The 24,958-nt window shown below is 64.4% G+C and carries 20 protein-coding genes; 7 read left to right on the forward strand and 13 right to left on the reverse strand.

The window, feature by feature from the left end; translation table 11 throughout:
- Window positions 1-6: 6 nt before the first annotated feature.
- Together hrpB and LB541_RS10365 are read right to left on the reverse strand one after the other, a co-directional pair.
- On the reverse strand, window positions 7-2,598 hold the full coding sequence (gene hrpB / locus LB541_RS10360) for an ATP-dependent helicase HrpB (RefSeq protein WP_224618307.1): 2,592 nt from the start codon (window positions 2,596-2,598) through the stop codon (window positions 7-9).
- Between the two features lie 47 nt (window positions 2,599-2,645).
- Window positions 2,646-3,536 (reverse strand): DMT family transporter, encoded by an 891-nt coding sequence (locus LB541_RS10365; RefSeq protein WP_140624886.1) that lies wholly within the window; start codon window positions 3,534-3,536, stop codon window positions 2,646-2,648.
- A 27-nt stretch (window positions 3,537-3,563) separates the two neighbouring features.
- Between LB541_RS10365 and LB541_RS10370 the strand changes: the two genes are divergently transcribed.
- From LB541_RS10370 to LB541_RS10390, 5 genes are all read left to right on the forward strand, one after another.
- Window positions 3,564-4,253, forward strand: coding sequence for a PIG-L deacetylase family protein (locus tag LB541_RS10370; protein ID WP_224618309.1), 690 nt, complete (start codon window positions 3,564-3,566; stop codon window positions 4,251-4,253).
- A gap of 243 nt (window positions 4,254-4,496) precedes the next feature.
- Window positions 4,497-6,404 (forward strand): propionyl-CoA synthetase, encoded by a 1,908-nt coding sequence (locus LB541_RS10375; protein ID WP_224618311.1) that lies wholly within the window; start codon window positions 4,497-4,499, stop codon window positions 6,402-6,404.
- Window positions 6,405-6,542: 138 nt separating this feature from the next.
- Window positions 6,543-7,622, forward strand: a complete 1,080-nt coding sequence (locus LB541_RS10380; protein WP_224618313.1) for an acyltransferase family protein — start codon at window positions 6,543-6,545, stop codon at window positions 7,620-7,622.
- A 135-nt stretch (window positions 7,623-7,757) separates the two neighbouring features.
- Window positions 7,758-8,078: a putative quinol monooxygenase gene (locus LB541_RS10385; protein ID WP_140685083.1), complete on the forward strand. Its 321-nt coding sequence runs from the start codon at window positions 7,758-7,760 to the stop codon at window positions 8,076-8,078.
- Window positions 8,079-8,299: 221 nt separating this feature from the next.
- Window positions 8,300-8,791: a hypothetical protein gene (locus tag LB541_RS10390; RefSeq protein ID WP_181174365.1), complete on the forward strand. Its 492-nt coding sequence runs from the start codon at window positions 8,300-8,302 to the stop codon at window positions 8,789-8,791.
- Between the two features lie 92 nt (window positions 8,792-8,883).
- Here LB541_RS10390 and LB541_RS10395 read toward each other — a convergent pair whose 3' ends face one another.
- From LB541_RS10395 to LB541_RS10420, 6 genes are all read right to left on the reverse strand, one after another.
- Window positions 8,884-11,265 (reverse strand): polysaccharide biosynthesis tyrosine autokinase, encoded by a 2,382-nt coding sequence (locus LB541_RS10395; RefSeq protein ID WP_140497157.1) that lies wholly within the window; start codon window positions 11,263-11,265, stop codon window positions 8,884-8,886.
- Window positions 11,266-11,502: 237 nt separating this feature from the next.
- Window positions 11,503-12,399, reverse strand: a complete 897-nt coding sequence (locus LB541_RS10400; protein ID WP_224618315.1) for a UTP--glucose-1-phosphate uridylyltransferase — start codon at window positions 12,397-12,399, stop codon at window positions 11,503-11,505.
- Between the two features lie 74 nt (window positions 12,400-12,473).
- Complete coding sequence (locus tag LB541_RS10405) at window positions 12,474-13,442, reverse strand: glycosyltransferase family 2 protein (RefSeq protein WP_140559748.1); 969 nt, start codon at window positions 13,440-13,442, stop codon at window positions 12,474-12,476.
- Entirely contained in the window at window positions 13,432-14,382 is a 951-nt protein-coding gene (locus tag LB541_RS10410; protein WP_224618316.1) for a glycosyltransferase, read from the reverse strand. Before LB541_RS10410 ends, LB541_RS10405 begins: the two co-directional genes overlap by 11 nt.
- The gene (locus tag LB541_RS10415) at window positions 14,382-15,371 is read right to left on the reverse strand and encodes a glycosyltransferase family 2 protein (RefSeq protein WP_224618317.1); all 990 of its coding nucleotides are present in this window, start codon (window positions 15,369-15,371) and stop codon (window positions 14,382-14,384) included. Before LB541_RS10415 ends, LB541_RS10410 begins: the two co-directional genes overlap by 1 nt.
- Before the next feature lie 15 nt (window positions 15,372-15,386).
- Complete coding sequence (locus LB541_RS10420; protein WP_224618318.1) at window positions 15,387-16,559, reverse strand: glycosyl transferase family 1; 1,173 nt, start codon at window positions 16,557-16,559, stop codon at window positions 15,387-15,389.
- A gap of 189 nt (window positions 16,560-16,748) precedes the next feature.
- Between LB541_RS10420 and LB541_RS10425 the strand changes: the two genes are divergently transcribed.
- Both LB541_RS10425 and LB541_RS10430 read left to right on the forward strand, forming a co-directional pair.
- Entirely contained in the window at window positions 16,749-18,245 is a 1,497-nt protein-coding gene (locus LB541_RS10425; RefSeq protein WP_224618319.1) for a lipopolysaccharide biosynthesis protein, read from the forward strand.
- Between the two features lie 49 nt (window positions 18,246-18,294).
- Window positions 18,295-19,317 carry a phosphoribosyltransferase family protein gene (locus tag LB541_RS10430; protein WP_318012604.1) on the forward strand — a complete coding sequence of 341 codons (1,023 nt, stop codon included), beginning with the start codon at window positions 18,295-18,297 and terminating at the stop codon, window positions 19,315-19,317.
- A gap of 204 nt (window positions 19,318-19,521) precedes the next feature.
- On the opposite strand, the gene LB541_RS10435 is transcribed toward LB541_RS10430, so the two are convergent.
- The 5 genes from LB541_RS10435 to LB541_RS10455 form a co-directional block, all read right to left on the reverse strand.
- A complete protein-coding gene (locus LB541_RS10435) occupies window positions 19,522-20,601 on the reverse strand; it encodes a glycosyltransferase (protein WP_140523562.1) in 1,080 nt (359 codons plus the stop codon).
- Window positions 20,602-20,667: 66 nt separating this feature from the next.
- Complete coding sequence (locus LB541_RS10440) at window positions 20,668-21,114, reverse strand: hypothetical protein (RefSeq protein ID WP_140523560.1); 447 nt, start codon at window positions 21,112-21,114, stop codon at window positions 20,668-20,670.
- Between the two features lie 14 nt (window positions 21,115-21,128).
- The gene (locus LB541_RS10445; protein WP_224618321.1) at window positions 21,129-22,571 is read right to left on the reverse strand and encodes a GMC oxidoreductase; all 1,443 of its coding nucleotides are present in this window, start codon (window positions 22,569-22,571) and stop codon (window positions 21,129-21,131) included.
- A gap of 93 nt (window positions 22,572-22,664) precedes the next feature.
- Entirely contained in the window at window positions 22,665-23,996 is a 1,332-nt protein-coding gene (locus LB541_RS10450) for a UDP-glucose dehydrogenase family protein (RefSeq protein ID WP_140556874.1), read from the reverse strand.
- A 73-nt stretch (window positions 23,997-24,069) separates the two neighbouring features.
- Window positions 24,070-24,945: a family 16 glycosylhydrolase gene (locus tag LB541_RS10455; protein ID WP_224618323.1), complete on the reverse strand. Its 876-nt coding sequence runs from the start codon at window positions 24,943-24,945 to the stop codon at window positions 24,070-24,072.
- Between the last annotated feature and the right edge of the window lie 13 nt (window positions 24,946-24,958).

The raw sequence follows: 24,958 nt of genomic DNA on the forward strand, positions 1-24,958 counted from the left end.
AAGCAACTACGTCCCGCGCGGCTTGGCGCGGCTGGTGGCGGCGGCGAGCAGCGGATTTTCCGGCCACACGTGCTTGGGATAGCGACCGCGCATGTCGGCGCGCACATCGGCCCAGGAGCCGCGCCAGAAGCCGGGCAGGTCGCGCGTCGTCTGGATCGGCCGGTGCGCGGGCGACAGCAGTTCGAGCGTCAGCGGCACGGTGCCGCCTGCGATTGCAGGGTGCCGGTCGAGGCCGAACAGTTCCTGGACACGAACCGCCAAAACGGGCCATTCGCCGTCATAGCGGATCGGCACGCGACTGCCGGACGGCACGTCGAAATGGGTCGGCGCAAGCGCGTCGATCCGGCGCTGCAAATCGTGCGGCACAAGCGCCGTCAGCCCGGCCGGGACGACACCCGGATCGATGGCCGAGAAGGATGCGGCACCCGACAGGAACGGCAGCAGCCAGTCGTCGAGGCGATCGATAAGTGCCGTGTCGGACATATCGGGCCACGGCGCCCCAAGGCCGCGATGCAGCCAGGACAGGCGCTGGCGCAGCGTCTCGGCCTCCTTGCTCCAGCTCAGCAGCGAAAGTCCATGTTCGCGCAAGGCGTCAAGCATGGCGCGGTCGGCCTCATTGCCGGTTGGCGGAGGCAGCATGCGCTCGGCCAGCGTGATAGCGCCGAGGCGTACGGTTTCGCGCACGCGCACGGCGCGGCGCTCGCGATCGAAGCTCGTTTGCCTGCGGGTTTCGATCCTGTCCGCCAGTGCTGAACGAATATCGTCCTCGCTGATCGCCGCCGCCGCCGTGATGCGCGCATTCTGCGCCTTGCCCTGCAGGTCGGCGACAACCAGAAACGCCTCGCCGGCAAGCGGATCGGCAGCATCGAGCATGGCACCGGAGCCGTTGGCCAACACGAAACGCCCGCGCTCGCCGCGCGCCTTGGCGACGCGGTCGGGCCAGGCATGGATGAGGAGAGGACCAGCGCTGCCACCCTCCCCCTTGTGGGGAGGGTCGGCGCGTAGCGCCGGGGTGGGGGTGCGGCGCCAAAGCCCCCCGCCCCGCTCCGCTTCGCGGATCGACGTTCCGGGGCGAGCCACGGGTCTCGCCCGTCCTTCGGACCCCCATAAGGGGGAGGGTGAAGAGGCCTGCCTCGCCAGGCGTTCGGCGAGTTGCCGCGCGGCGGTGGCGCGCGGCGATCTTTCCTGGCGAAAGCGCATCAGCCGGCGTTCGAGATCGGCGCCGTCACCGCCCAACCCGCGCTCGGTCAGCAGCACCGCGAGCATGGCCGCCTCGCCGGCATGGCCGCCGCGGGCCGCCTCGGCGACCATATGCGCCAGCCGCACCGGCAGAGCGAGCTTGCGCATCGCGGCGCCCGCTTCCGTCAGCCGCCCCGCCTCGTCGATGGCATCAAGCGCGCGCAGCAGCGCCCTTGCCTCGTTGAGCGCCGGGGCCGGCGGCGGATCGAGGAAGGCGAGGCTCGTCGGATCGGCGACACCGAAGGCGGCGCAGTCGAGCAGCAGGCCGGAAAGGTCGGCCTCGAGGATTTCCGGCGGGGTGAAGGCCGGAAGCGACGCCGTCTGTTCGGCGCGCCACAGTCGGATGGCGACGCCGGCCTGCGTGCGTCCGGCACGGCCGGCGCGCTGGTCGGCGGAGGCCTTGCTGGCGCGCACCGTCTCCAGCCGCGTCAGGCCGCTGGCCGGCTCGTAGCGCGGCAGCCGCGACAGGCCGGAATCGATGACGACCCGCACGCCGTCGATGGTGATGGAGGTCTCGGCGATCGACGTAGCCAGCACCACCTTGCGGCGGCCCGCCGGCGCCGGCCTGATCGCCGCGTCCTGCGCCTTGCCATCGAGCATGCCGTAGAGCGGCACGATATCGGTGTCGGCGCCGACCTTGCCGGCAAGCCGCTCGGCGGTGCGCTCGATCTCGCGCTGGCCGGGCAGGAAGGCAAGCACGCTGCCGCTCTCGTCGGCAAGAGCGGAGCGGATCGCCTTGGCCATGGCATCTTCGATTGCGATGCCGGCCGGCCGTTCGTCGTAGCGGATGTCGACGGGAAAGGCACGGCCTTCGCTTTCGATCACCGGCGCGCCCGACAACAGCTTCGCGACACGGGCGCCGTCCAGCGTCGCCGACATCACCAAGACGCGCAGGTCCGGCCGCAGCGCGCCTTGCACGTCGAGCGCCAAAGCGAGGCCGAAATCGCCGTCGAGCGAGCGCTCGTGGAATTCGTCGAAGATCACGGCCGAGATTCCGGGCAGTTCGGGATCGTCAAGGATCATCCGCGCCAGCACACCTTCGGTGACGACCAGTATTCTTGTCCGGGCCGAAGTGCGGTTCTCCATGCGCATGGCATAGCCGACGGTGCCGCCGGGCTCCTCATCAAGCAATTCGGCCATGCGGCGGGCGGCGGCGCGGGCGGCGAGCCGTCGCGGCTCCAGCAGCACGATCTTGCCCGTGCCCAGCCATGGCGCATCGAGCAGCGCCAGCGGCACCAGCGTCGTCTTGCCGGCGCCGGGCGGCGCCACAAGCACGGCGCCGTTGCCGGAGCCGAGCGCATGGCCCAGCGCCGGCAGCACGGCGGATACCGGAAGCTCCGGCAAGGCTTTTGTCGTCATCGCGCCCGCATATCAGCGCTCGTGGTCGCGATGCAACCGGCGCGAGATCAAAGCCGGGTGCGCGAAAACGGGTTCCAGCGCACCGTGCCCAACCGTACTTCCTCGCGCACCATGGTGAGCAGGCCGGACCCACCGACGACCGCGAGGCCGACCAGCGACAGCCAGTCAGGATATTCCCGGAAGAACAGCGCACCGAGGATGACCGCCCAGACCATCTGCGAATAATGCGTCGGCGCGATCCGGTTGGCGGGCGCGTATTTGACGGCCAGCAGCTGCAGCAGTTGTCCGCATGCGGTGAAGGCGCCGGCCATTATCAGCCATGCAAGCTGCCTTGCGTCGGGAAGCGTGAACGAAGTGGCGGCGATGCCGATGCCGTTGAACAACAGGCCGTAGCCGATCAGCACGCCGAGCATGGTCGTGCGCTTTTCCTGCTTTGCCAGCGAGCGCATCAGGATGACGCTGGCGGCTGCCAGAAAGGCCACGCCAAAGGCGGCGAGGTGCCCAAGATTGAGTTCGCGAAAACCCGGTCGCACCACCAACATGACGCCGGCAAAGCCGGCGACCACCGCCAGCCAGCGCCAGGGCCCGACCTTTTCCTTGAGGACGACCGTGGAGAGGATGGTGACGCAGAGCGGCGCCAGGAAGACGAGCGCGTAGACTTCGGCCAGCGGAATGGTGGTGAAGGCATAGACGCTGAGCACGCCCGAGGCGATACCCGCCCAGGCGCGCGCCTGCACCGCCCAGGGTCGTTTGGTGCGCCAGAAATCACGCCAACGCTCGTCCGCCGGCCGGGTGAAGAAGAGCAAACAGCCGGCGAACAATATCGAGAAGAAACCGATCTCGAACACCGTGAACTGCCCGCCCAGGCTTTTGACAACGGCATCGCTGCCCGAATAGCTTGCATAGGCGATCAGGGCGAGCAGGATTCCGTTCGTCACGTTTTTCCATTTCCGGGGAGAGAAGCGTTGAAAATACTGGCGCTCGGCGCGCATCCTGACGACATCGAGATATTCATGTTCGGTACGATGGCGGCCTATGCGGCGCAAGGCGCAGAACTGACTTTTGCCATAGCCACGGATGGTGCCAGGGGCGGCAAGAGCGATCCCACGGTTCTCGCCCGTGTCCGTCGCGAGGAGGCAACGGCCGCGGCCGCGCTGCTCGGGGCGGCGCCGCGCTTCCTCGACTTTCCCGACGGCAGGCTGGTGGCGGATAACGCGTTGATCGGCGCGCTGAAGACGCTGATTGGCGAAACCGGACCGGATCTGGTGATTACCCATGCGTCCAACGACTATCACGCCGACCACCGCGCGCTGTCGGACGCCGTGCGCATCGCGGCGTCGTTCGCCGTACCGGTGCTGCATGCCGACACGATGGGCGGCACCGGATTCTCCCCGACCCACTATGTCGAGATATCAGCCCAGGCCGAGATCAAGGCCAAGGCGATCCGCCTGCACCAGTCGCAGGATCCGGAGCGCTTCGTCGACATCGCCCGCACGCAGAATTTTTTTCGCGCCGGCCAGTGCAACGGCGCGCCGGGATCACAGGCCGAAGCCTTCCGCTTCGAGCCGATGTTTCCCTTTGCAGACATTCGCGACCTGCTGCCGCCGGCGCCGCCGATCCGACCGGTCATGGTGAGCACCAAAAGGGTCGACTGAGCCGGGAGACGGCTGCTCCATCGCGGTGACAGTGCCCGACGACGAGACCACCGGCTGACGCACCGGTGCACACGGCCACATGGGCACGCCCGGGCCGGACCGTTGCTTTTCTTCCCGGAGGGCCACGATGTCGCACCTTTGCGACCAGGACCGGACCGGATCAGACGAATTGAGGGAAGACATCGCCGGAAAAAACAGCATAGGCTATCGCCGGAGCGGCAAATCTTCCCGGGGAGGAAACGGATGGCTTCACGCTATCACGAGGTCTATGACGGCTGGAAACGCGACCCGGAAAAGTTCTGGGCGGATGCGGCGAACGCCATCGATTGGTACACGCCTTACGACAGGGTGTTCGATGCGGAAGCCGGCGTTTATGGCCGCTGGTTTACCGGCGCCACCTGCAACACCTGCTACAATGCCCTCGACCGGCATGTCGCCGGCGGGCGTGCCGACCAGATCGCGCTGATCCATGACAGCGCCATCACCGGCACCGTGAAGACATTCACCTATGCCGAGCTCAAACGCGAAGTGGTGGCGCTGACCTCGGTGCTGAAGAACCGCGGCGTCGGCAAGGGCGACCGCGTCATCATCTACATGCCGATGGTGGCGGAAGCGGCCATCGCCATGCTTGCCTGCGCCCGCATCGGCGCCGTGCATTCGGTCGTCTTCGGCGGTTTTGCCTCGCATGAGCTCGCCACCCGCATCGACGACGCCAGGCCGAAGGTGATCATTTCGGCCTCCTGCGGCCTGGAGCCCGGCCGCGTCGTCGCCTACAAGCCGCTGCTCGACAAGGCGATCGAGATATCCCGCCACAAGCCGGACGCCTGCCTGATCCTGCAGCGCGACCAGCTGCGCTGCGAGCTCAGGGACAATTACGACATCGACTATGCGGACGCGGTCGCGCGCGAGCGGGCGGCCGGCGCCAATGTCGACTGCGTTGCGGTGCTTGCCACCGACCCGCTCTACATCATCTATACGTCAGGCACGACCGGCCAGCCCAAGGGCATCGTTCGCGACAATGGCGGCCACATGGTGGCGCTCGAATGGACGATGGAAAACGAGTTCGGCGTCAAGCCCGGCGAAGTGTTCTGGGCGGCGTCCGACGTCGGCTGGGTGGTCGGCCATTCCTACATCGTCTACGGGCCGCTGCTGCATGGCTGCACCAGCATCCTGTTCGAAGGCAAGCCGGTCGGCACGCCCGATGCCGGCACCTACTGGCGGGTGATCGCGCAGCATGGCGTGGTCGCCCTGTTCACCGCGCCGACGGCGTTCCGCGCCATCAAGGGGCAGGATCCCAGGGGCGAATTCGTCGCCAGATACGACCTGTCGAAATTCCGAACGCTGTTCCTCGCCGGCGAGCGCGCCGATCCCGAAACCATCAAATGGGCGGAGCAAAAACTGAACGTGCCGGTCATCGACCATTGGTGGCAGACCGAGACCGGCTCGCCAATGACCATCAACCCCGCAGGCCTTGGCCTGCTGCCGGTAAAATACGGCTCACCCGGCGTGCCGATGCCCGGCTACGACATCCGCGTGCTCGACGATGCCGGCCACGAGGTGCCGCGCGGCACGCTCGGCAATGTCGTGGTCAAGCTGCCGCTGCCGGCGGGCTGCCTGCCGACGCTGTGGAACGCCGACGCCCGTTTCCGCCAGGCCTATCTCGACGAGTTCCCCGGCTTCTACAAGACGGCCGATGCCGGCATGATCGACGAGGACGGCTACCTCTACGTGATGGCCCGCACCGACGACATCATCAATGTCGCCGGCCACCGGCTGTCGACCGGCGCCATGGAAGAGGTGCTGGCAACGCATCCCGATGTCGCGGAATGCGCCGTCGTCGGCATCGCGGATGCGATGAAGGGCCAGGTTCCGCTCGGCTTCGTCGTGCTCAACGCTGGTGTCTCGCGCGAGATCGGCCTCATCGAGAGCGAAGTGGTGGGGCTGGTGCGCGAGCGCATCGGCCCGGTCGCCGCCTTCAGGACGGTGGTGACGATCAAGCGGCTGCCGAAGACGCGGTCGGGAAAGATCCTGCGCGGCACCATGCAGAAGATCGCCGACAAGGAAGACTGGACCATGCCGGCAACGATCGACGACCCGGCCATCCTCGAAGAGATCACGGCGGTGCTGAAGGAGCGCGGCATCGGGGTCTAGATGATCGGGCGCAGCAGACCCGATCCTTCCGTTTGTTGAGCGGTCGGCGCCAACTGTCACATCTGGCCAATCTTTTGTTGTGCAATGCAACAACAGACTCTAGGGTTTGGCTTGGGGGGGCCATTCCAAAGGCACGGCATGGCTCAGCACAAGGCGACATTCGGCGGCGTCGACATATTGCGTTTCCTGGCCGCCGTCATGGTGATGTTCTATCACTATGGCTTCTGGGTATGGGCATTCCCTGACGGGGTTTCGGCGCGCGCGACCGGCGGCATCCCGCCCCATCCCGAAATGGCCTTCGTGGGCTCCGGCTGGGTCGGCGTGCAGATATTCTTCGTCATCAGCGGTTTCGTCATCGCCTTCAGCGCCGAGAATTCGACGTCGCTGCGGTTTTTCGAGGCAAGGGTGAAAAGGCTGGCGCCGGCGGTCTGGATCTGCGCGCCGGTGACCGCGGCGGTGCTGCTGCTCACCGGTCTGAGCTGGCCAACCGATGCCGTGATCAGGCTCGTTCGCACCGGCCTTTTCGCGCCCTACGGCCCCTGGGTGGACAGCGTCTACTGGACGCTCGGCATCGAGATCGCCTTCTACGCTGTCGTCTGGATCCTGTTGCGGCTTGGCCGCTTTCACCTGGTGGAGACGGTGGCAGTCGCGATCGGCCTCGTCAGCACGCTGTTCTGGTGCCTCTATTATCCGCTCGGCTGGTCCGAACTCGCCGAGACACGCTGGCTGCAGCTCGTCCTGGTGCACCATGGCTCTTTTTTCGCCATCGGCGTGCTCATCTGGCTGATGCGGTTCAAGGCGGTGACGGCCTCGCGCCTGGCCTTCTGCCTGCTGTTCCTGGGCGGGAGCGTGCTGCAAATCGCCAGCTCGGTCGACGTCCACAGCATCAAGGTCGGTGCCGCGATGCCCTATGCGCCGCCGATCCTTGTCTTCCTGGTCGCCATCGCCCTGATGGCGTGGTCACTGCGGCTCGACCTCAGCTGGAGCGGCTGGCGCCGGATCGGCTTGATGACCTACCCGCTCTATCTGATCCACGACGTCATCGGCGCGGCGATGCTCGGCGCGATGGTCCGCGCCGGGCTGCCTTATCTGTTGTCCATGGCAACGGTCGGCGCGACCATGATCGCGGCAAGCTGGCTGGTGGCGACCGAAGCCGAACCGCGCATCCGGCTGCTGCTCGACCACACGGTGTTCCGCTACCGGCTCAGGGCCGCGTAGTCGCGATCCTGTTGACCAATGAGGATTGACCAACGGGCACCTCGGTGCCTTCCTCGCAGGAGCGCACCGTCCAGCCGCAGGGTTCGGAGGCCTGGATAGGGAGTCGCGGCCCTGTACAAAGTTAGGGACCAATCGATGCGGATCGTCAGGATAGCCGAACTGGAAATCGATCCTGACCAGATCGACAGCTACAAGGCCCTGATTGCGGAAGAGATCGAGGCCTCCGTGCGAATCGAGCCGGGCGTGCTTTTCCTTCATGCCGTGTCGGAAAAAGATGCGCCTGAAAAGGTGCGCGTGATCGAATGCTACGCCGATCAGACGGCGTACGAAGCCCATCTGACCACACCGCATTTTCTCAAGTACAAGACGCAAACGGCGAACATGGTGCGGTCGCTTCGGCTTATCGAAACCGACCCGATCGCGCTGTCTGCGAAACCTGGTCAGAACTCAAACTGACCAGGGCTTGGATCGACACCGCCGTCCATCCAGAGCGGACGACCGACCTGCCGTCGAAATCGCTGGCAAGCGAAATAGACTGATCTGCTCTGGGGTCGACCTGCTTCCAATCCATGTCGCCAACCTCAAAGCGCGTCGATTCTGCGCAATCCGATATTGCTCCGGATGTCATTTCATAGACATCGCCAATCAGCCAAAGAAACCGGGCGTCACGGGCTAGCATGGCGTCTTTGGATCGGGCGCGGCTGCTTGAATCCGCCAAGCAGTACGGAAGCTACCTCGTTATAAATTCGACCCTTGAAGATGCCCGTACTTGTTTCGCCGGCTTGTTGGCTTTACGAACGGCAATGACCCTCATCTCTCGCATTGCCGCTCTTGCTTTGCTCGCCATCATTGTGTTCGCGACGCTGTCGCCAATCCAGATGCGGCCCCACCTGGGTGACCCAGATTTCGAACGCGCCCTCGCCTACGTTCTGTTCGGCGTGGCAATGGGGCTCGGCTTTCCAAACCGCTTGGCTGGAACTGTCACTATAGTTGTCGTCGTAGCCACTGTGCTGGAGCTGATGCAGCTCCTCGAACCCGGTCGGCATGCGCGCCTTTCGGACGGCTCACTGAAGGCTTTGGCAGGCATCCTCGGAATAGTTGTCGTCCATCTCAGTCTTTTGGTGGCGAGCCGCTATTGGCCGCGTAAGCTGACATTGCCTGCCGAATGATGCCCGGGTTTAGACTCCCATTGTAGCCCGCCGCGGCCACATAGGCGATGACCTGCCTCGTCACTCAGGCACGGAAATCGCCACGGTTGAACTCAGACCGTTGTCTTGCTGCGCACTTCGGTCTTGTCGAGATAATAGCTCGAGTACTGGCCGAAGAATTTTTCGGACGCTCCGAACGAGCCGTATTTGGCGAGTTTCTTGAGATCGACCTTGTTCAGCACCGCGCCGACGATCTTGTTGGCGACATAGGGTTCGGATTCGAGCATCGACCTCACCATCGCGCGCGGCGTGCGGCCCCATTCGGTGACCAGCACGAAGCCGTCGACAAGCGGCGCGAAGGCCTTGGCGTCGACCACCGGCCCCAGCGGCGGCAGATCGACGACGATGTATTCGAAGGTCTCCTTGGCGTTGTCGATGAAGCGCCGCATGCCGGCCGAGGAGAGAAGCTCGCTGGTATGCGAGAAATTGCCGCGCAGCACGGCCGGAATGATCGCCAGCTTGGTCTGCCGGTCGATCTTGCCGACCGACTGCCAGGTCTGGCCGCTCACCACCGCTTCCATCAGTCCCTGCTCGGCCTCCATGCCGAGGCTGCGGCTCAAGCCCGGATTGCGCAGGTCGCCGTCGATCAGCAGCGTCCTGGCGCCGTTGGCGGCGAGCAGTCCGGCCAGATTGGCCGCGACCGTCGACTTGCCTTCGCCGGGAAGGACCGAGATGACGCCGATGACGCGGCTGCCTTGCCCTTCCATGACGACGTCGAAGGCGATCTTTGCGCTGCGCAGCGTCTCGGAGAACATCGACGCCGGAGCATCGACGCTGACGCGCATGCGCGCGCGCTTTTCGGCCGCGGCCGGCGATTTGGCGGTTTTGAGATCCGGGTCGGCCGGCTTTTCCTCCCTGGCGGTCTTGCCGCCGATGACAGGCAGATAACCGAGGAATTTGAGGCCGACGCGGTCGCGGACATCCTCGCCGGTCCTGAAGAAACGCTCGTTGAATTCGTTCAGGCCGCCGAGCCCGGCACCCATCAACGTGCCCAGCACAAGCGAGAGCGCCAGCACAACCACCGTGCGCGGGCTGGAGGCGCTGAGCGGCGTCGATGCATCCGAGATGATGCGGATCTTGCCGACCGGGAAGGATTGCTGCTGGGCGGCTTCCTCGTAGCGGCCGAGGAATGTCTGGTAGAGCGTGGAGAGCGCCGTCGCCTTCTGGTCGAGTTCACGCAGCTTGACCTGCGACTGGTTGTCGATGGCGCTCTTGCCTTGCGCCGCGGCGACATTGGCCCTGAGCGCGGTCTCGCGCGCCAGCGCCACTTCATATTCGTTGCGATAGCTTTCGGTCAGCTGCTTCAGCTCGCCGAATATCTGCGCCGATATGTCGGCCTTCTCCTTGGCGAGCGCCACCGCCTGCGGATGCTGCGGCCCAAAATTGGCCTCGACATCCTGCTGCCGCTTGGCGACGGCGAGATAGCGCGTCTTGAGCGCCGCGATGACCGAGCTGCTCGGCTGGTCGCTCGATATGGCGGCATCCTTGAAGGCGTTCTCCGAACCGCTTTCAACGATGGACTTGTATTGCTGGTAGCGGGCGCTGGCCCGGGCCGTATCGGCCTGCGCCACGATAAGCTGGGCGTTGAGGTCGGCAAGCTGCTTGGCGCTCATCAGCTGGCCGTCGCTGTTGGCGGACAGGCCGTGCTCGGCCCTGAATTTCTCGACCGCGAGCGATGCCGCCTGCGAGCTTTCGCGCAGTTCCGTCAGCCGGCCCTGCAGCCAGACCGCTGCGCGCTCGGTGGCATCGAAGGAGGCGTCGAGCTGGTCGGCGAGATAGGCATCGGCATAGGCCTTGGTGATCGCGGTCGCCAGTGCCGGGTCCGTCGCCTGGTAGCCGAGCGCGATGACATAGCTTCGCCCGACGCGCTCCGCCTGCACCTCGTTCTGCAATTTGAGGATCGCGTAGTCGCGACGTGAGGTCGCGATCAGCGCATCGCGGGTGGCGGGGTCGAGCTTGGTGACGTCGCCGACGCCCGGCATGGGAGGACTAGGGCGAACATACTGGATCAGGCCGCGGATCAGGCCGATGCCCTGGGCGAGCGCCGACTGGGGCGGGTTCATGAATGCGTCGTTGCGGTCGAGCTTCAGCTTGTCGACGACCACGGCGGCAAGCCTCGTCGAGGTCAGGATTTCGATCTGGCTTAGGATGGCCGAATCGGTCTGCATGGTCGTCGACGCCGCCGAAATGTCGTCGACGATCTTGTTCAGCCCCTCATCGATCAGCACGCTCGAGACCGATTGGTATTTGGGCGGCGTGGTCTGCAGATAGAGCAGGCCCAGGACAAGACCAATGACCGCGCCCAGGACAACCACCTTGGCCTGCCGCGCTGCCATGCCAAGCAGCCGCTCGACATCGATGAAGTCTTCGCCGTCTCCTGCTTCCGAATTCGGCAATGGCATCCTCTTGTCGAGAGGAAAGTTGGCATAGTTCATCTTCGGTCCAATTCCAGAGCCCGTCCATCCCAATCATCGGGATGGGCTCTATCTCACTGTTTGAACATGATCTTTTCCGAAAACCGCCTTGCGCTTTCCGGGATCATGCCTTGGCTCCCAGGCACTTCGAAGATCGGGAGCATTGCCAAAAAGCAACGCAAGTTCCATGCCGGACGCCACAGGGCGTTGCGCGCATCGCACCGTCAGCCGTCCGACAATGCTCCCGAAACATGGGCATTATGCGGCTTCTTCCTGTCGTTCATGCGACCGGACGAACTCCTGGAGCATCTCGAAAACCGGACCCTTCATGTCGTCGCGCGCCAAGGCGAAGGCGATGTTGGCCTGGATAAAGCCCTCCTTCGAGCCGCAGTCGAACATGCGGCCCTTGAAAGGCTGGGCAAAGAAGGACTGCTCCTGCGCCAGGCGGACCATGGCGTCGGTCAGCTGGATCTCATTGCCCGCGCCGCGCTGCTGGTTGCCGAGCAGGGCGAAGATCTCGGGCTGCAGGATATAGCGGCCGTTGATGTAGAAGTTCGACGGCGCATTGGCCGGCGCCGGCTTTTCGACCATCGCCGTCACCTCGAAACCGCCGCCAATGTCGGCGCCGCGGCCGACAATGCCGTATTTGTTGGTCTCGGTCGGGTCACAGCGCTCGACCGCAATGACGTTGCCGCCGGTCTCGGCATAGAGGTCGGCGATCTCGGCCAGGCAGCCGCGGCCGCCGAACGAAACCATATCAGGCAAAAGCAGGGCGAAGGGCTCGTTGCCGATGACCTCGCGCGCGCACCAGACGGCGTGGCCAAGGCCTTGCGGGGATTGCTGGCGGATGAAGCTGGTGGCGCCGGCCACCGGCAGCAGGCTTTCCAGCGACTGCAATTGCGCCTTCTTGCCGCTCTGCTCCAGTGTTCCGATCAATTCCGGATGCAGGTCGAAATAATCCTCGATAACCGCCTTGTTGCGGCCGGTCACGAACACGATGTGCTCGATGCCGGCCTCGAAGGCCTCATCGACGGCGTATTGCACGACGGGCCGGTCGACGACGGGAAGCATTTCCTTGGGCATCGACTTGGTCGCCGGCAGGAACCGCGTTCCAAGCCCCGCCACCGGTATCACGGCCTTCCTGATTTTCTTCATCGCAAATTCCTTCTGAGGAGATCGACTTCAGTCCATTCGCAGGCCAGGAAAAATCCCTCCATGTGCCTGCATCTTCACCTCCCCGCCCCCACGGCAAATTGTGCCGCTACTCGTCGCAACCGCACGGCGATCGGCATGCCCATATGCCTGACCGCCGCCGGGTCGCTGAGCGCCGTCCGGATCGCCTTGAGCGGGGACCGCGCCTTGATGTGCTGGACCATCGACAGGAACGAAGCCGCCTTGCGCAGGCTGCGGCTGCGCCGGGCGAAGGCCGCTTGCGTGGCCGCGTCCATCTGATGGCTTTGAGCGAAAATCGCATCGGCCTTGCGCATCGCCTCGACGTGATGAGGCTCGAGCACGCGCGAAATGGAGCCGCTGCGGATGTGATAGACATAGCCGATGTCAGGCTCGACCACGCACCTGCCGCCCTTGGCCAGGGCGTTGGCCAGGAAAATGTAATCCTCGCCGATGATCAGGTCCTCGTCGTAGCGAAGTCCGTTTTCTTCCAGGAAGCGGCGCTCGAAGATCGGCTTGAGATAGCCGAGATTGAACTTCGATTCGAAGACGACGTTGCCGGCGATATAGCTGGCCAGCGAGATCTCGCCCAATTCCTCCAGATAGCGCGTCGGGAACATCGCATCCTCGATCACGCCGTCCTCGCGGACGACCTGGAGGTTGTCGACGGCGATTTGCGCGCCCGCCCTTTCAGCCCGCGCGATCATGGCGGCGATGCGGCCGGGATAGACCGCGTCGTCGGAATCGAGGACCGCGACCCAGCGACCTCGGGCAGCCTCGAGGCCGGCATTCCTGGCGCCGCCGGGGCCCCTGTTCTGCGCGAGCGCCACGACGCGCACGATGTCCTGCGGATAGGCCCTTGCCACGTCGAGCGTGGCGTCGCGCGACTTGTCGTCGACGACGATGACCTCGACGCTGACACCCTTTTGCGCGATGGCGCTGGCGATCGCCCGGTCGAGGGTCGCTTCGGCGTTGTAGGCTGCAATGACGAAGGAAACGTCCGGGACGAAGCTGACGTCAGGCTGCACGCTTGCCTCCTTCCTGTGGCGAGGGCTGGCCGTAGAGACGAATCTCGCGGATGCCGACAAGGCCGCTGACGACGCCGACATGCATAATGCCGCGCAGCACGCTGCGGTTCCGCCGCACGGGGCTGCCAAGGAAGGGAAACGCCGCGGCGAAGCAATAGGCTGCCTTTGCCGAGGCAATGGCGACCTGTTTGACCAGGCCAATGCCGCTCGCATTGCGCCCCAGGAGATGGCCATGCGTCTGCCCGACGCGGAAGCGGCGGCGGCCAAGCCAGTCGAACGCGGCCCTGGTCCGCGGCACGGCCTCGTCCACCCAAGCCTCCGGAGAAAAGGCGATCGTGCCTCCGGTCTTGTGCATCTGGTCGAAGAATTCGGTGTCCTCGCCGCCGGTCTGGCCACGCGCCAAGCTGAAGCGGCGCCCGCGCAGGCTGTCCGACCCCATGTCGAGCAGCACGTTGCAGGTGTAGCCGGTGCGGATCTCGCCGCGCACCCAGACCGGCAAGGTCGAATGGAAGTCGCCACGCCGCATCCAGTCCGGCGCATCGGCCCCATAGCGCGCCTTGACCGGGCCCAGCACAGCGGCGGCGCGACTTGCCTGGGCTGTTGCGACGAGCTCGGCAAGCCAGCGCGGCGAAGCCGTCTCGTCGTCATCGATGAAGGCGACGAAATCCGACGTGCTGGCGTCAAGACAGGCATTGCGGGCGATCGAGATGTTGCGCGCCGGGCAGTGGTGATAGCTGATCGGCAGCGTCAGTTCCCGCGCCAGGGCCGTCACCAGATCCCTGGCGCTCGGCGTGTCGTCATTGTCGGCGACGATGACCCGGACATCGAAACCGGCCGGCCTGTCCATGGCATCGAGCGAGCGCAGCGTGTGGGCCAATTCCGGCCGGCGGAACGTGCACACGCCGATGTCGATGCGGCGGTTCTTGCCTGTAACCGCCATCACGCGACCCCGCGCTGTTTGCCAAGGCCGAGAAGCTGCAGCCAGAAACCGACGGACCAGCCGAAATGCATGACCATCGCCGAGACGCCGGCAAGCGCGATGTCGGCATTGCGCTGGCTTACCGCCGTCCACAGGCCATAGCCGAGGCACACCGTCGCCCAGATCAAAAGCGGCACCGCCGCCAGCCAGTGCATGAAGGAAAAGGCCGCGAGCACCACCACCGGGAACACCAGCAGCGGCACCATCTGCCGGACCTTCGGGATGACGCGGTGCTTCAGGACGTTCTTGGCGCGACCGCGGCCGTAGCCGAGATACTGGAAATAGAGGCCGCTGAGCGACGCGCGCGGATAGTAGACCATCTGCGTCCTGCCGCTCATCCAGATCCTGTAGCCGGCCTGTCTCAGCCGGTAGTCGAGCTCGGCGTCCTCATTATGGCTGAACGTCTCGTCATAGCCGCCGACGGCCTGTAAGGCAGAAATCCGCATCAGCGCGTGATGGCCGTGATCGACCCATTCTCCGGCGGACAGATGCCTGTGCTTGGAACCGCCGGTGCCGAGCTTTGAATTCTGTGCCGCCGCGGCCGCCTTCTGCACGGTGCCGCTGCCGCTGGTCAGCATCGAGACCACGACCGAATCGGCGCCCGTTGCCAGCGCTTCCTCGACCAGTCGGTCGCAATAGTCGGCGGGATAGCCGCCATGGGCATCGATGCGGATCAGATATTCGGCACCATCGCCGAATCTGGCGACGGCAAGATTGATCGCCGCGCTCTGGATGCGCTTTTCATTGTGGAGCAGGACGATGCGGGGATCTTCCTTCGCACGCTCGCCGACAATGGCCGGGGTACCATCGGTGCTGCCGCCATCGGCAACGACGATCCTGGCGCCGAGCCTCGCGGCCGCGGGGCTGAGCTGGTCGAGCAGCACACCGATATGGGCTGCCTCGTTGAGGCAGGGAATCACGATCAGACTGGAGGGGAGCGCTTGCATCATCGGGCGATCTCCATCCTAGGCCAAAGCCTCGGCCGCGAAGGGTTGGCGCATGGCGGCCAGGCTGCGAAGCTTGTCGACCAGCGCCCGGCAATCGCTGCGATCATAGCTCCATATCCTGGGGTTGCGCGACAGAACGCGCTCCTTCAACGTGCTGAAGCGGCGCTCCTCCATCTTGCCGAGGGCGGCTTCGAGCGCGTCGGGTGAGGCTTCGGGCAACAGAATGCCGATGCCTTGCCGGCCGAGGAACCGCCCGGTTTCCGTGTTGGCCATCGAGATCGGCACCGCGCCGAAACGGCAGCCTTCATAGAGTCGGTTGGGCAGCAGCCATTCGGAATTCTGGCCCGCCTCGAAGAAATCGATCGCCCAGGAGAAATGCACGTCCCGGTAGATCGCCGCCATGTCCTCCGGGTTGCGGTAGGGTCCGCGAAACGAAAGCCAGGGCTCGGCCTCGACGAAGGCGTGGAAATCCGGGAATTCGGTCAACGCCGGGCGGCCGCGCAGCACGATCTCGAACCGGCCGTCGGCGCGGCGCGAGAAATCGGCCAGGAGTTCGAGCGAGCGGCGGCAGCGCAATGCCCCGAACCAGCCGATGCGCCAGGGTGGCGCGACAGGCGCCTCGGCCATCTCATGCTCGGCCGGCAGGATCGCCGCTGCCTCGAAATATTTGTTTTCGACCAGTTCGACCGGCGCCGTCACCTGGCCGTACGGCTCGAAATAATTGGCGGTGAATGCGGGCGAGCTGGTCACCAGCAGCCTTACGTCCCTGGCAAGGTAACGTTCCGTGGCACGCAGCGCCCTGCCGACCGCATCGCTGCGAAGCATCAGGCGATGGATGTCGAGGCATTCATAGACGATCGGCACCGCGGCGCCGAATGCCGTGTTGGCGCGGCGGGCGAGCGCCAGCATTTCCAGGTTGCGCGCGATGATGAGATCGGGCCTCGGCATGCCGCGGAGCCTGGTGCCGATCGAAACCGCCGCCTTGGCGACTGCCGTCAGGCGCTGGGCGAATCGCCCGTCACGCGTCGCGCCGAGATCCAGCGGCCGCAAACCCTCGACGTCGGCAATGCGATTTGCCGTGCGGCGGAAGCCTGCGAGCGTGACCTGGGCGCCACCTGCCCTGAGCATTGTAATCCGCCGGCGCACTGCCGGGTCGGAAACGTCATGCACAAGGTACAAGACATTCAGCATGAAAACTCGACCGCTGTTGGCCCACCCACGGCGAACCTAGTACAGGTCTTGCTGCATCGCAACATTTTTGGTGCAGCGTAGCAAAATCCACGTTTTTTGTTGCACTGCAAAATAAATGCCGTAATTTGGCCGCGGCGGCGGTTGCAGGGTTCCTGGTCGGAACCTGCACAAGAATCAGGAATCCTGAATTTGGAAGCCAATCCATTCGATCCGCCAGAAGGCTCGCTGCGCAAATCCGTCGGGCGCGGCGCGGTCGTGACGGCCTTGTCGCAGTCCGTGCGGGTCGCCACGCAGATCATTTCCGTCATCGTGCTGTCGCGTCTCCTGTTGCCGCAGGATTTCGGCGTCGTGGCGATGTGCGCGCCGGTGCTGGCCTTCATCGCGCTGTTCCAGGATTTCGGCCTCACCCAGGCGACCATCCAGAAATCGGGCATACGGCACGACGAGGTGAACTACCTGTTCTGGATCAATGTCGCCGTCAGCGCCATCCTGGCCTGCGTGCTTGCCGGCGCGGCACCGCTGGTCGCCGCCTTCTACGGCGAACCGCGTGTGGCTGGCCTGGTGGCGGCGCTGGGCCTGCAGATCATGGCCTACGGCCTCGGTGCGCAGCATCTGGCGCTCCTGACCCGCCGCATGCAGTTCGGCCGCCTGGCCATCATCGATGTCGCAGGCGCCGTGGCTGGTCTTGCCGTGTCGATCGCCTGGACATTCGTCGACCGCTCCTACTGGGCACTTTTCGCCGGCACCTTGACCGGAGCCGTGCTGCCGACGCTGTGCTACTGGGCCAGTTCGCGCTGGCGGCCCAGCCTGCCCCGCAAGGTCGCCGGGATCAGCGAGCTGATCAATTTCGGCGCCGGCATAACCGGCTTCAACTTCGCCAATTTCTTTGCCCGCAATCTCGACAACGTGCTGATCGGAAAATACTGGGGCGAGGCGCAGCTCGGCCTCTATGACCGTGCCTACAAGCTGCTCCTATTCCCGCTGAGCCAGATCACGAACCCGCTGTCGAAGGTGATGGTGCCGGCTCTTTCCAGACTGAAGGACGAGCCCGACCGCTACCGCAGCGCCTATCTTCGCGTCATGCCGCTGATCCTGCTGGTGGCGCTTCCCGGCGTCGCTTTCGCCACCGCCATGTCCGACATACTCATCCCTTTCGTGCTCGGTGAGCAATGGCGCGCGAGCGCCGGCATTTTCCTGGCGCTGGGCTTCGCCGGGCTGCTGCAGCCGCTCAACAATCCGGCCGGATGGCTGTTCGTCAGCCAAGGCCGTTCCGGCGACTTCATGCGCTGGGGCATCATCACGGCGGTGACGTCGGTGCTCGCTTTCGTGCTGGGCCTGCCTTATGGCGCGCTCGGCGTGGCGATCGCCTATGCCGTCAGCGAATATCTGCGCACGCCTTTCCTGTGGCTCTATGTCGGCAGGAGCGGGCCGCTGCGGGCAAGCCACGTGCTTCGCGCGGCGACGCCGTTCGTGCTCGGCGCGCATGTGGCGCTGGCGGTGGTCTGGTTGGTCAAGCCGCTGCTGCCGCAGCAGCATGTCATTGCCTTGGCCAGCGGCGCGATCCTTGCCTATCTCATCACCATCGTCATCGCGCTGGTCTTCGCAGCCGGCCGTGAAGCCTTGCGCGAGGCCTTGAAAATGCTGCCGGCAAGGCCGCCGGCGGCAGCACCGCGCGAGGCGCAATAATTTTGGCGCTTTCGACCCTTACCGTTCACCCGAGCATCAGGCCTGATCCATGCATTACCGATCGATCTCAGACATGAACGACGCGATCATCAGCAATCTTCACCGGTTGCCTCGCGACATCGACCTGGTGGTCGGCGTCCCCAGAAGCGGCGTGCTGGCAGCGACGCTGGTCAGTCTCGCGGCGAACATACCTATGACCGACCTGGACTCCTTCCTCGAGGGTCGCGTCTACACATCGGGCATCACCAAGCGCCGTGCGGTGCTCGACCGCAAGGTCGCGGAAATGCGCAAGGTGCTGGTGATCGACGACAGCGTCTCCGGCGGCAACGCCATGCGCGACGCCCGCGCCCGCATAGAGGGTGCCGGCATCGAGGCCGACTACACCTTTGCCGCCGTGTTCGGGCTTGAGCCGCAGCATGCCGAGACCGATGTCGTCTTCGAGGTCGTGCCGCATCCGCGCATGTTCCAGTGGAACTTCATGCATCACAAATTCCTGGCGCAATGCTGCGTCGACATAGACGGGGTGCTGTGCCTCGATCCGACCGAAGCGGAAAACGACGATGGTCCGGCCTACGAGAAATTCCTTAGCGAAGCGCGGCCGCTCCATACCGCGACCCGCAAGATCGGCTGGCTGGTGACCAGCCGGCTGGAGAAATACCGCGCCTTGACCGAGGCATGGCTGGCCAAGCACGAGATCAAGTACGATCATCTGATCATGCTCGACCTGCCGAGCAAGGCGGAGCGCCAGCGGCTTGGCGCGCATGGCAGTTTCAAGGCCGAATTCTACCGCAAATCCGATGCCATCCTGTTCATCGAGAGCGAGCACGAGCAGGCGCTGAGGATCACCGAGCTGTCGGGCAAACCGGTGCTGTGCGTCGAAACGCACATGGTCAGCTTTCCCAACGCGCTGTCGCTCCCGGCGCTCGGCCAGGCGGCGCGCAACCTGCCGGCCAGGTTGCGACAGGCCAAATCACAGGAAGGCCGCAAGGGCGCCGCCAAGGCCCTTGCCCGCGCCCTGCTTGGCGCCCGCGGCTACGAGACGCTGAAAAGCCGGGTCAAGCGCCTGGCCTGATCCGCCAAGGCTGCGAATCCAGATTAACGGGTTCCTTCGGAGTGTTCGCCGGCGCGCCGGTCGAGAAGCATCAAACCCTCCTGTGCAGCGGGTTTCCGGCGCAACTCAGCACCATAACCAAAAAACTACCATAGTTGCCTTCACCCTGTCAAGAAAAAATTCCTATTACAGGGCTGCCGAGGTCGGTTCCAGCCTAAGCCTCGGCTACGCCGCCTGTCGCGAACGCTGCTGTGTGGCCTTGTCCAGTATGGAAAAGAAGGTGAGGAACTGGCGGTCAGGATCGAGCTCCGGACGCTCGGAGAAGCTGCGCGCCGTGGCCGAGAGCCGGTCATATTCCTGGCGGTCGTTCCACAGCAGCCTGACAGCCGCGACCCAGTCGGTGAGCGGAGCTTCGTAATCGAGCACCACGCCGCCCGGTCCGATCGCTTCGGGCAGGCCGCCGCGCCGCGAGCCGATGACGGGAATGCCGCTGCAATGGGCTTCCGAGGCCACACGGCCCCAGGCCTCTTCCCATTTGCTGGGCGCCAGCAGGATCCTGGTGCGGCCATAGACGGTCTTCATGTCGCCGGTGCGGTTCTCCAGCCTGATATTGGAGAACGGGGCGATGGTTTGCTCGATGCGGGCGCGATGATCGTCGGCAAGCTTCCAGCTCTCCACGAACAGGAACGGAATCTCGGGGCAGGCGCCGGCGATGCGCACGGCGAGCTCGAAGCCTTTCTCCTCGTACGGATTGATCAAGGTGACGAACTGGCCCGTGGTCGGCGTGCTGTAGAGGGCGGCATTGATGGTCGGCGGCAGCACCGCCGCATCGATGCCGAACTTCTGTTTGTAGGCGCGCGCGGTGAATTGCGAGTTGGCGATGTAGAGCGCCGAATGCAACTCGCGCAGATCGCCGCCCAGCTCATGGAACTCGACATTCCTGAGATAGACGACCAGCGGCACGCCTTCGGCCTGCAGCGCCTTGCCCACCGGAACCGACTTGTGGCATTGGACGACGGCCACGTCCGGCTTCAATCTGCGGACGGCAAAGTCGGCCGCCTTCCAGGGAAACCAGGCCCGCACCACCGGATAGCCGGGAAAACTGTCGATGACCGCCGGCTGACGCAGCAGCTTCATCTTGGCGCGCGCCTTGAAGCCGAAGACACCGTCGCCGAACAGGGCGGCCAGTACGGCCGCCTCATGGCCGTGCTCGATCAACTGCTCGGCCAGATGATGGGTGCTCGACTGGACGCCGCCGCTGAATTCGGGCGTGTATCCGTTGCCGCCTGCAAAAAGAACTTTCATGGTTCCTGGCTCCTGGTTCTTTCGCGTTTCGTTCAATGTGGCCCGAGAGCTTGCTCCGGCACCGCCTCAGGCACTCTGTTGCTCGAGATTGGCGAACGGATTGGTGCATGGCTGCCATCCGGTGAACCGGATCGGATCGCCCGGCGAACTGCGCCAGGCGTAGTCGGTCAGCATGTGGAATTCGGCGATCAGCCAGCGGTCGAAATGCAGGAGGTCCTGCTTCTTCTGCTCCGGCAGCAGAGCGCGGGCTTTGCCCAGCCTTGTCTCCTCGAGCAAGGTGACGGCGTCGCTGAGTTTCTTGCTCGGGAATATCCACGGGTTCCTGTCGCGGAACGCCAGGACGAACTGCTGCAAATGCTCGATGCGCATGTTGAGCTTGCCGAAATATTTCTCGAGCGTGACGCGCACCAGATCCTCATCCGAAAACGAGGATACTGCCGCGTAGGCAATGCCGGTCGACACCACCCCGCCCGCCATGACGGCCAGTGCGGAGCGTCGCGAGATCTCTGTCATCTGGTTTGCTCCTCTCACGCCATCCGGCTCGCCGCCCGCAGGGACAGCGCTGCCGCGGTCAGGCTCGGATTGGCGCATGAACAGCTCGGATATGTGCTGGTGCCGACCACGACCAGGTTCCTGAGCTGGTGATGAATCATGCCGCTGTCGACCACCGAATCGGCCGGGCCCGTTCCCATCCGGAGCGTACCCTGGACATGCGATTCGGTTGGCCGGATGCCGCGATCGAAAAGCTGTTCGACCGGCAGCGGGGCGAGCAGCCCAGGCAGTTTCTCCAGCGCCCGCGCCATGCCCTTGACCGCGTAGTCCGACGGCGCCTTGAAGCTGACGAAGGCGTTGTCGTCCTCGTCGAGCGTGACGAAATTCTCATGGTCGAGCAGGTTCTCGGTCACCACGACGAGCGGCAGCGCCTGGCGCAACCGCCCCTTCTCGGCGCGCATGCCGTGTTGCCAGCGGTTCTCGAAATAGACCAGCGCCGCGGCGTGCTCGGACCGGTGCGGACCGTCATAGAGACCGAAATTCAAGCCGGTGGTGATGGTGCTGCCGTCGAAATTGTCGACACCGTCGAGATAGACCTCGAAATTCCAGCCATAGGATTCATGCAGGCCGCGGCCGACGAATTCGCCTCCCAGGCCGGAGCGCAGCATGATCGCGGCGCTCTGGATGGCATTGGCGCCGAGAATGAAGAGGTCGCCGCTGACCTGATATTCCTTGCCGGCGTGGACGAAGGTGACCGAGCGGACCGTCCCGCCGACATGATCGAGCCTGCGCACTTCCGAACCGAGGCAGACCGACACGTCGGGATGCTCGAAGACATGCATCAGGCCATTGTTGGCGGTGAACTTGGCGTCGACCGGGCATAGCCAGCATCTGAGGTTGGCGCAGCACGAGGTGCGCTGCGCGGTCGGCACGCGGGCGCGCGCGGTGGGCATAACGAAATGCTGGCCTGGCTGCGCCGCCTTCATCATCCGGTCGGGCGTCGACATGCGGTGCGGCGGCTGCGGAAAGGGCTTCGAGCGCGGCAGCATCGCCGCCATGTCGGGATCGCCCGAGATCGACATGATGTCTTCGGCGTCGCAATAGAACGGCTCGACGTCGTCATAGCTGATCGGCCAGTCATTGCCGATGCCGTAAGTGCTTTTCAGCCTGAAGTCGTTGGGATGGAATCTCGGCGTCTGCGCGAACCAGCAGTTGGTGCCGCCGCCCAGCCCGATCGTGTAGTTCCAGGGCTTGTCGGAATTGGTCTTGTAGGTCGACTCGTCCTCGATGTCGGTGTTGACGTTCTGCTTGAGCTGCCATTCATGCGTGTTGTGCCGGCCCCATTCCAGGAGCAGGATGCGCGCCTTACGCCGCTTCGTGAATTCGTGCAGGAAGAAGGCCGAACCGAAACCGGAACCGATCGCGACAACGTCGAAGTGGTCCTTGGTGATCTGCTCCGGCTTTACGTCCAGCACCATCAGCCGCAACTCCTTTCCGGGTCTTGTGTGTTCGTCATGGCAAGCACACCGGCCGGCCGCGGCGATCCCACATTGGATTGCCCAAACCCGGTCTCATGCCGCCATCCTGCCGATCGAGTGATATTCGATGCCGTGGCGGGCGATGACCTTGGGATCATAGAGGTTGCGGCCGTCGAAGATGATCGGCGTGGTCAGCGCGTCCTTCAGCGCGTCGAAGGAAGGCGCACGAAAACTCTTCCACTCGGTGGCGATCAGCAGCGCATCGGCGCCGCGCAGCGCCGCTTCCTTGGTGCCGCACAGAAGCAGGTCGTCGCGCAGCCCATAGATGGCTTGGCATTCCTGCATCGCCTCGGGATCATAGGCCTGCACGGTGGCGCCGACGTTCCAGAGTGCCTCCATCAGCGTGCGGGCGGGCGCCTCGCGCATGTCGTCGGTGTTGGGCTTGAAAGCCAGGCCCCAGAGCGCGAAGGTCTTGCCCTTGAGGTTGCCCTTGAAATAGCGGTTCACCTTGTCGAACAGCACGGATTTCTGCTCGTTGTTGCGCTCCTCGACGGCGCGCAGCAGCTTGGCGTCGAACTTGACGCCTTCGGCGGTCTTGATCAGGGCGCGCACGTCCTTGGGAAAGCAGGAGCCGCCATAGCCGAGGCCCGGATAGATGAAGTGGTAGCCGATGCGCGGATCGCTGCCGATGCCCTTGCGCACCTCCTCGATGTCGGCGCCAAGCTGTTCGGCCAGGTTCGCCATTTCGTTCATGAAGCTGATCTTGGTGGCGAGCATGCAATTGGCCGCGTATTTGGTGAATTCGGCGCTGCGCACGTCCATCACGATCATCTTCTCGTGGTTGCGGTTGAAGGGGGCGTAGAGCTCACGCATCACCGCCTCGGTGGCCTCGCTCGATGTGCCGACGATGATGCGGTCCGGCCTCATGCAATCGGCGACGGCGGACCCTTCCTTGAGGAATTCCGGATTGGAAGCGACGTCGAAGGTCAGGTCCTCGCGGCCTCTTTTCTTCAGCGTTTCGGCGATCCTGGCCTTGATCTTCTCGCAGGTGCCGACCGGCACGGTCGACTTGCCGACGACGATCTTGGGCGCATCCATTTCCCGGCCGATCGCCTCGGCGACCGCCAGCACATATTTGAGATCGGCCGAGCCATCCTCGCCGGGAGGCGTACCGACCGCGATCATCTGGATTTCACCATGCCTGACGGCGGCAGCCGCGTCGGTGGTGAACTTGATGCGGCCGGCGGCGTGGTTCTCCCTGACGATGCTTTCCAGGCCCGGCTCGAAAATCGGGACGAGACCTTGATTGAGCCGCTCGACCTTGTTCGCGTCGATGTCGACGCAGACGACCTGGTGGCCCACTTCGGCAAGCACAGCAGCCTGCACGAGACCGACATAGCCGATACCAAACACCGTCAAATTCATTCTGTTTTGTTCCTGTCCAGGGCAGCGGACCGTGGTCGGCCCGGCCGGTTCAAATCGACTTTTCCAATAGGTTCTATTTTACGCTGCATGCCAGCGATTCCGGAAACTGGCAGGGTTCGCCCTGCGCGGTGAAGGCGACGCGCTCGATCTGCAACGAAAGCTTGCGGCCGGGATCGGCGAATGCGCCCAACCATCCGGTCATCGTATCGCTGCCCCAGAGGCTGAAGAAGATCTTCTGAGCATGGCTGGGCAGCTTTGCCGGATCGGTGATGGTGTTCACCAGTTGGCCGTTGACGTACCAGCGCAAACTGTCCTTCTGCCAGACGAAGGCGTAGTCGTTGAAGGCCTTTTCCGTGCCGCCCGGCACGTCGACCAGCTTCTCGTTCTTGCCCTTGCCGGCGATGTAGGCATTGACCTGCACCTTGGACGTGTCCTTGGTCAGGATCTCGAAGTCAATCTCGTCCCAGGGCTGCTTGTCCGACGGGCCGATATAGGAGAAGAAAGCCGCGTTGAGGCCGGGACCGGTGTCGGTCTTCATGCGCGCCTCGTAGGTGCCGTAGCCGAAGCGCTGCTTGGTCTGGATTTCGCCGCAAGCGTAGTCGCGGTCCTTCGTCTTCTGCTTCTCGAAACCCAATGACAGCACGCCGTCCGCCAGGCTGACCTGCCCCTTCGCCCAGGTGCAATTCTGATGGCCGCCATTCGTCCAGCCATCGGAGACATACCAGCGCTGGCGGTTGAAGCTGGTGAAATCATCGACGAATGAGGGCGCCGACTTCAGATCCTGCGACCAGGATGGCGCCGGCCCGGCGAACAGGCCAGCGAGAGCGACCAGCGCGACCAGGGCAGCCCTGCGTCCGGTGGAACCGCCCGGGCGGGCTTGCCTGGCCTGGCGCGTTGACGATAGGCCGCGAACTGCGACGGTGAACGTGGTTCTCGGATCCGCATTCATACGAAACTCAACC

The organism is Mesorhizobium sp. BR1-1-15 (genome assembly GCF_020165475.1).
Classification (GTDB): Bacteria; Pseudomonadota; Alphaproteobacteria; order Rhizobiales; family Rhizobiaceae; genus Mesorhizobium.

Coding starts and splice junctions, on each gene's coding strand:
- LB541_RS10430 (WP_318012604.1), top strand. CDS start 18,295: ATGCATTACCGATCGATCTCAGACATGAACGACGCGATCATCAGCAAT.
- LB541_RS10455 (WP_224618323.1), bottom strand. CDS start 24,945: ATGAATGCGGATCCGAGAACCACGTTCACCGTCGCAGTTCGCGGCCTA.
- LB541_RS10390 (WP_181174365.1), top strand. CDS start 8,300: ATGGCGTCTTTGGATCGGGCGCGGCTGCTTGAATCCGCCAAGCAGTAC.
- LB541_RS10380 (WP_224618313.1), top strand. CDS start 6,543: ATGGCTCAGCACAAGGCGACATTCGGCGGCGTCGACATATTGCGTTTC.
- LB541_RS10440 (WP_140523560.1), bottom strand. CDS start 21,114: ATGACAGAGATCTCGCGACGCTCCGCACTGGCCGTCATGGCGGGCGGG.
- hrpB (WP_224618307.1), bottom strand. CDS start 2,598: ATGACGACAAAAGCCTTGCCGGAGCTTCCGGTATCCGCCGTGCTGCCG.
- LB541_RS10420 (WP_224618318.1), bottom strand. CDS start 16,559: ATGCTGAATGTCTTGTACCTTGTGCATGACGTTTCCGACCCGGCAGTG.
- LB541_RS10445 (WP_224618321.1), bottom strand. CDS start 22,571: ATGGTGCTGGACGTAAAGCCGGAGCAGATCACCAAGGACCACTTCGAC.
- LB541_RS10375 (WP_224618311.1), top strand. CDS start 4,497: ATGGCTTCACGCTATCACGAGGTCTATGACGGCTGGAAACGCGACCCG.
- LB541_RS10400 (WP_224618315.1), bottom strand. CDS start 12,399: ATGAAGAAAATCAGGAAGGCCGTGATACCGGTGGCGGGGCTTGGAACG.
- LB541_RS10410 (WP_224618316.1), bottom strand. CDS start 14,382: ATGGCGGTTACAGGCAAGAACCGCCGCATCGACATCGGCGTGTGCACG.
- LB541_RS10385 (WP_140685083.1), top strand. CDS start 7,758: ATGCGGATCGTCAGGATAGCCGAACTGGAAATCGATCCTGACCAGATC.
- LB541_RS10395 (WP_140497157.1), bottom strand. CDS start 11,265: ATGAACTATGCCAACTTTCCTCTCGACAAGAGGATGCCATTGCCGAAT.
- LB541_RS10450 (WP_140556874.1), bottom strand. CDS start 23,996: ATGAATTTGACGGTGTTTGGTATCGGCTATGTCGGTCTCGTGCAGGCT.
- LB541_RS10435 (WP_140523562.1), bottom strand. CDS start 20,601: ATGAAAGTTCTTTTTGCAGGCGGCAACGGATACACGCCCGAATTCAGC.
- LB541_RS10415 (WP_224618317.1), bottom strand. CDS start 15,371: ATGATGCAAGCGCTCCCCTCCAGTCTGATCGTGATTCCCTGCCTCAAC.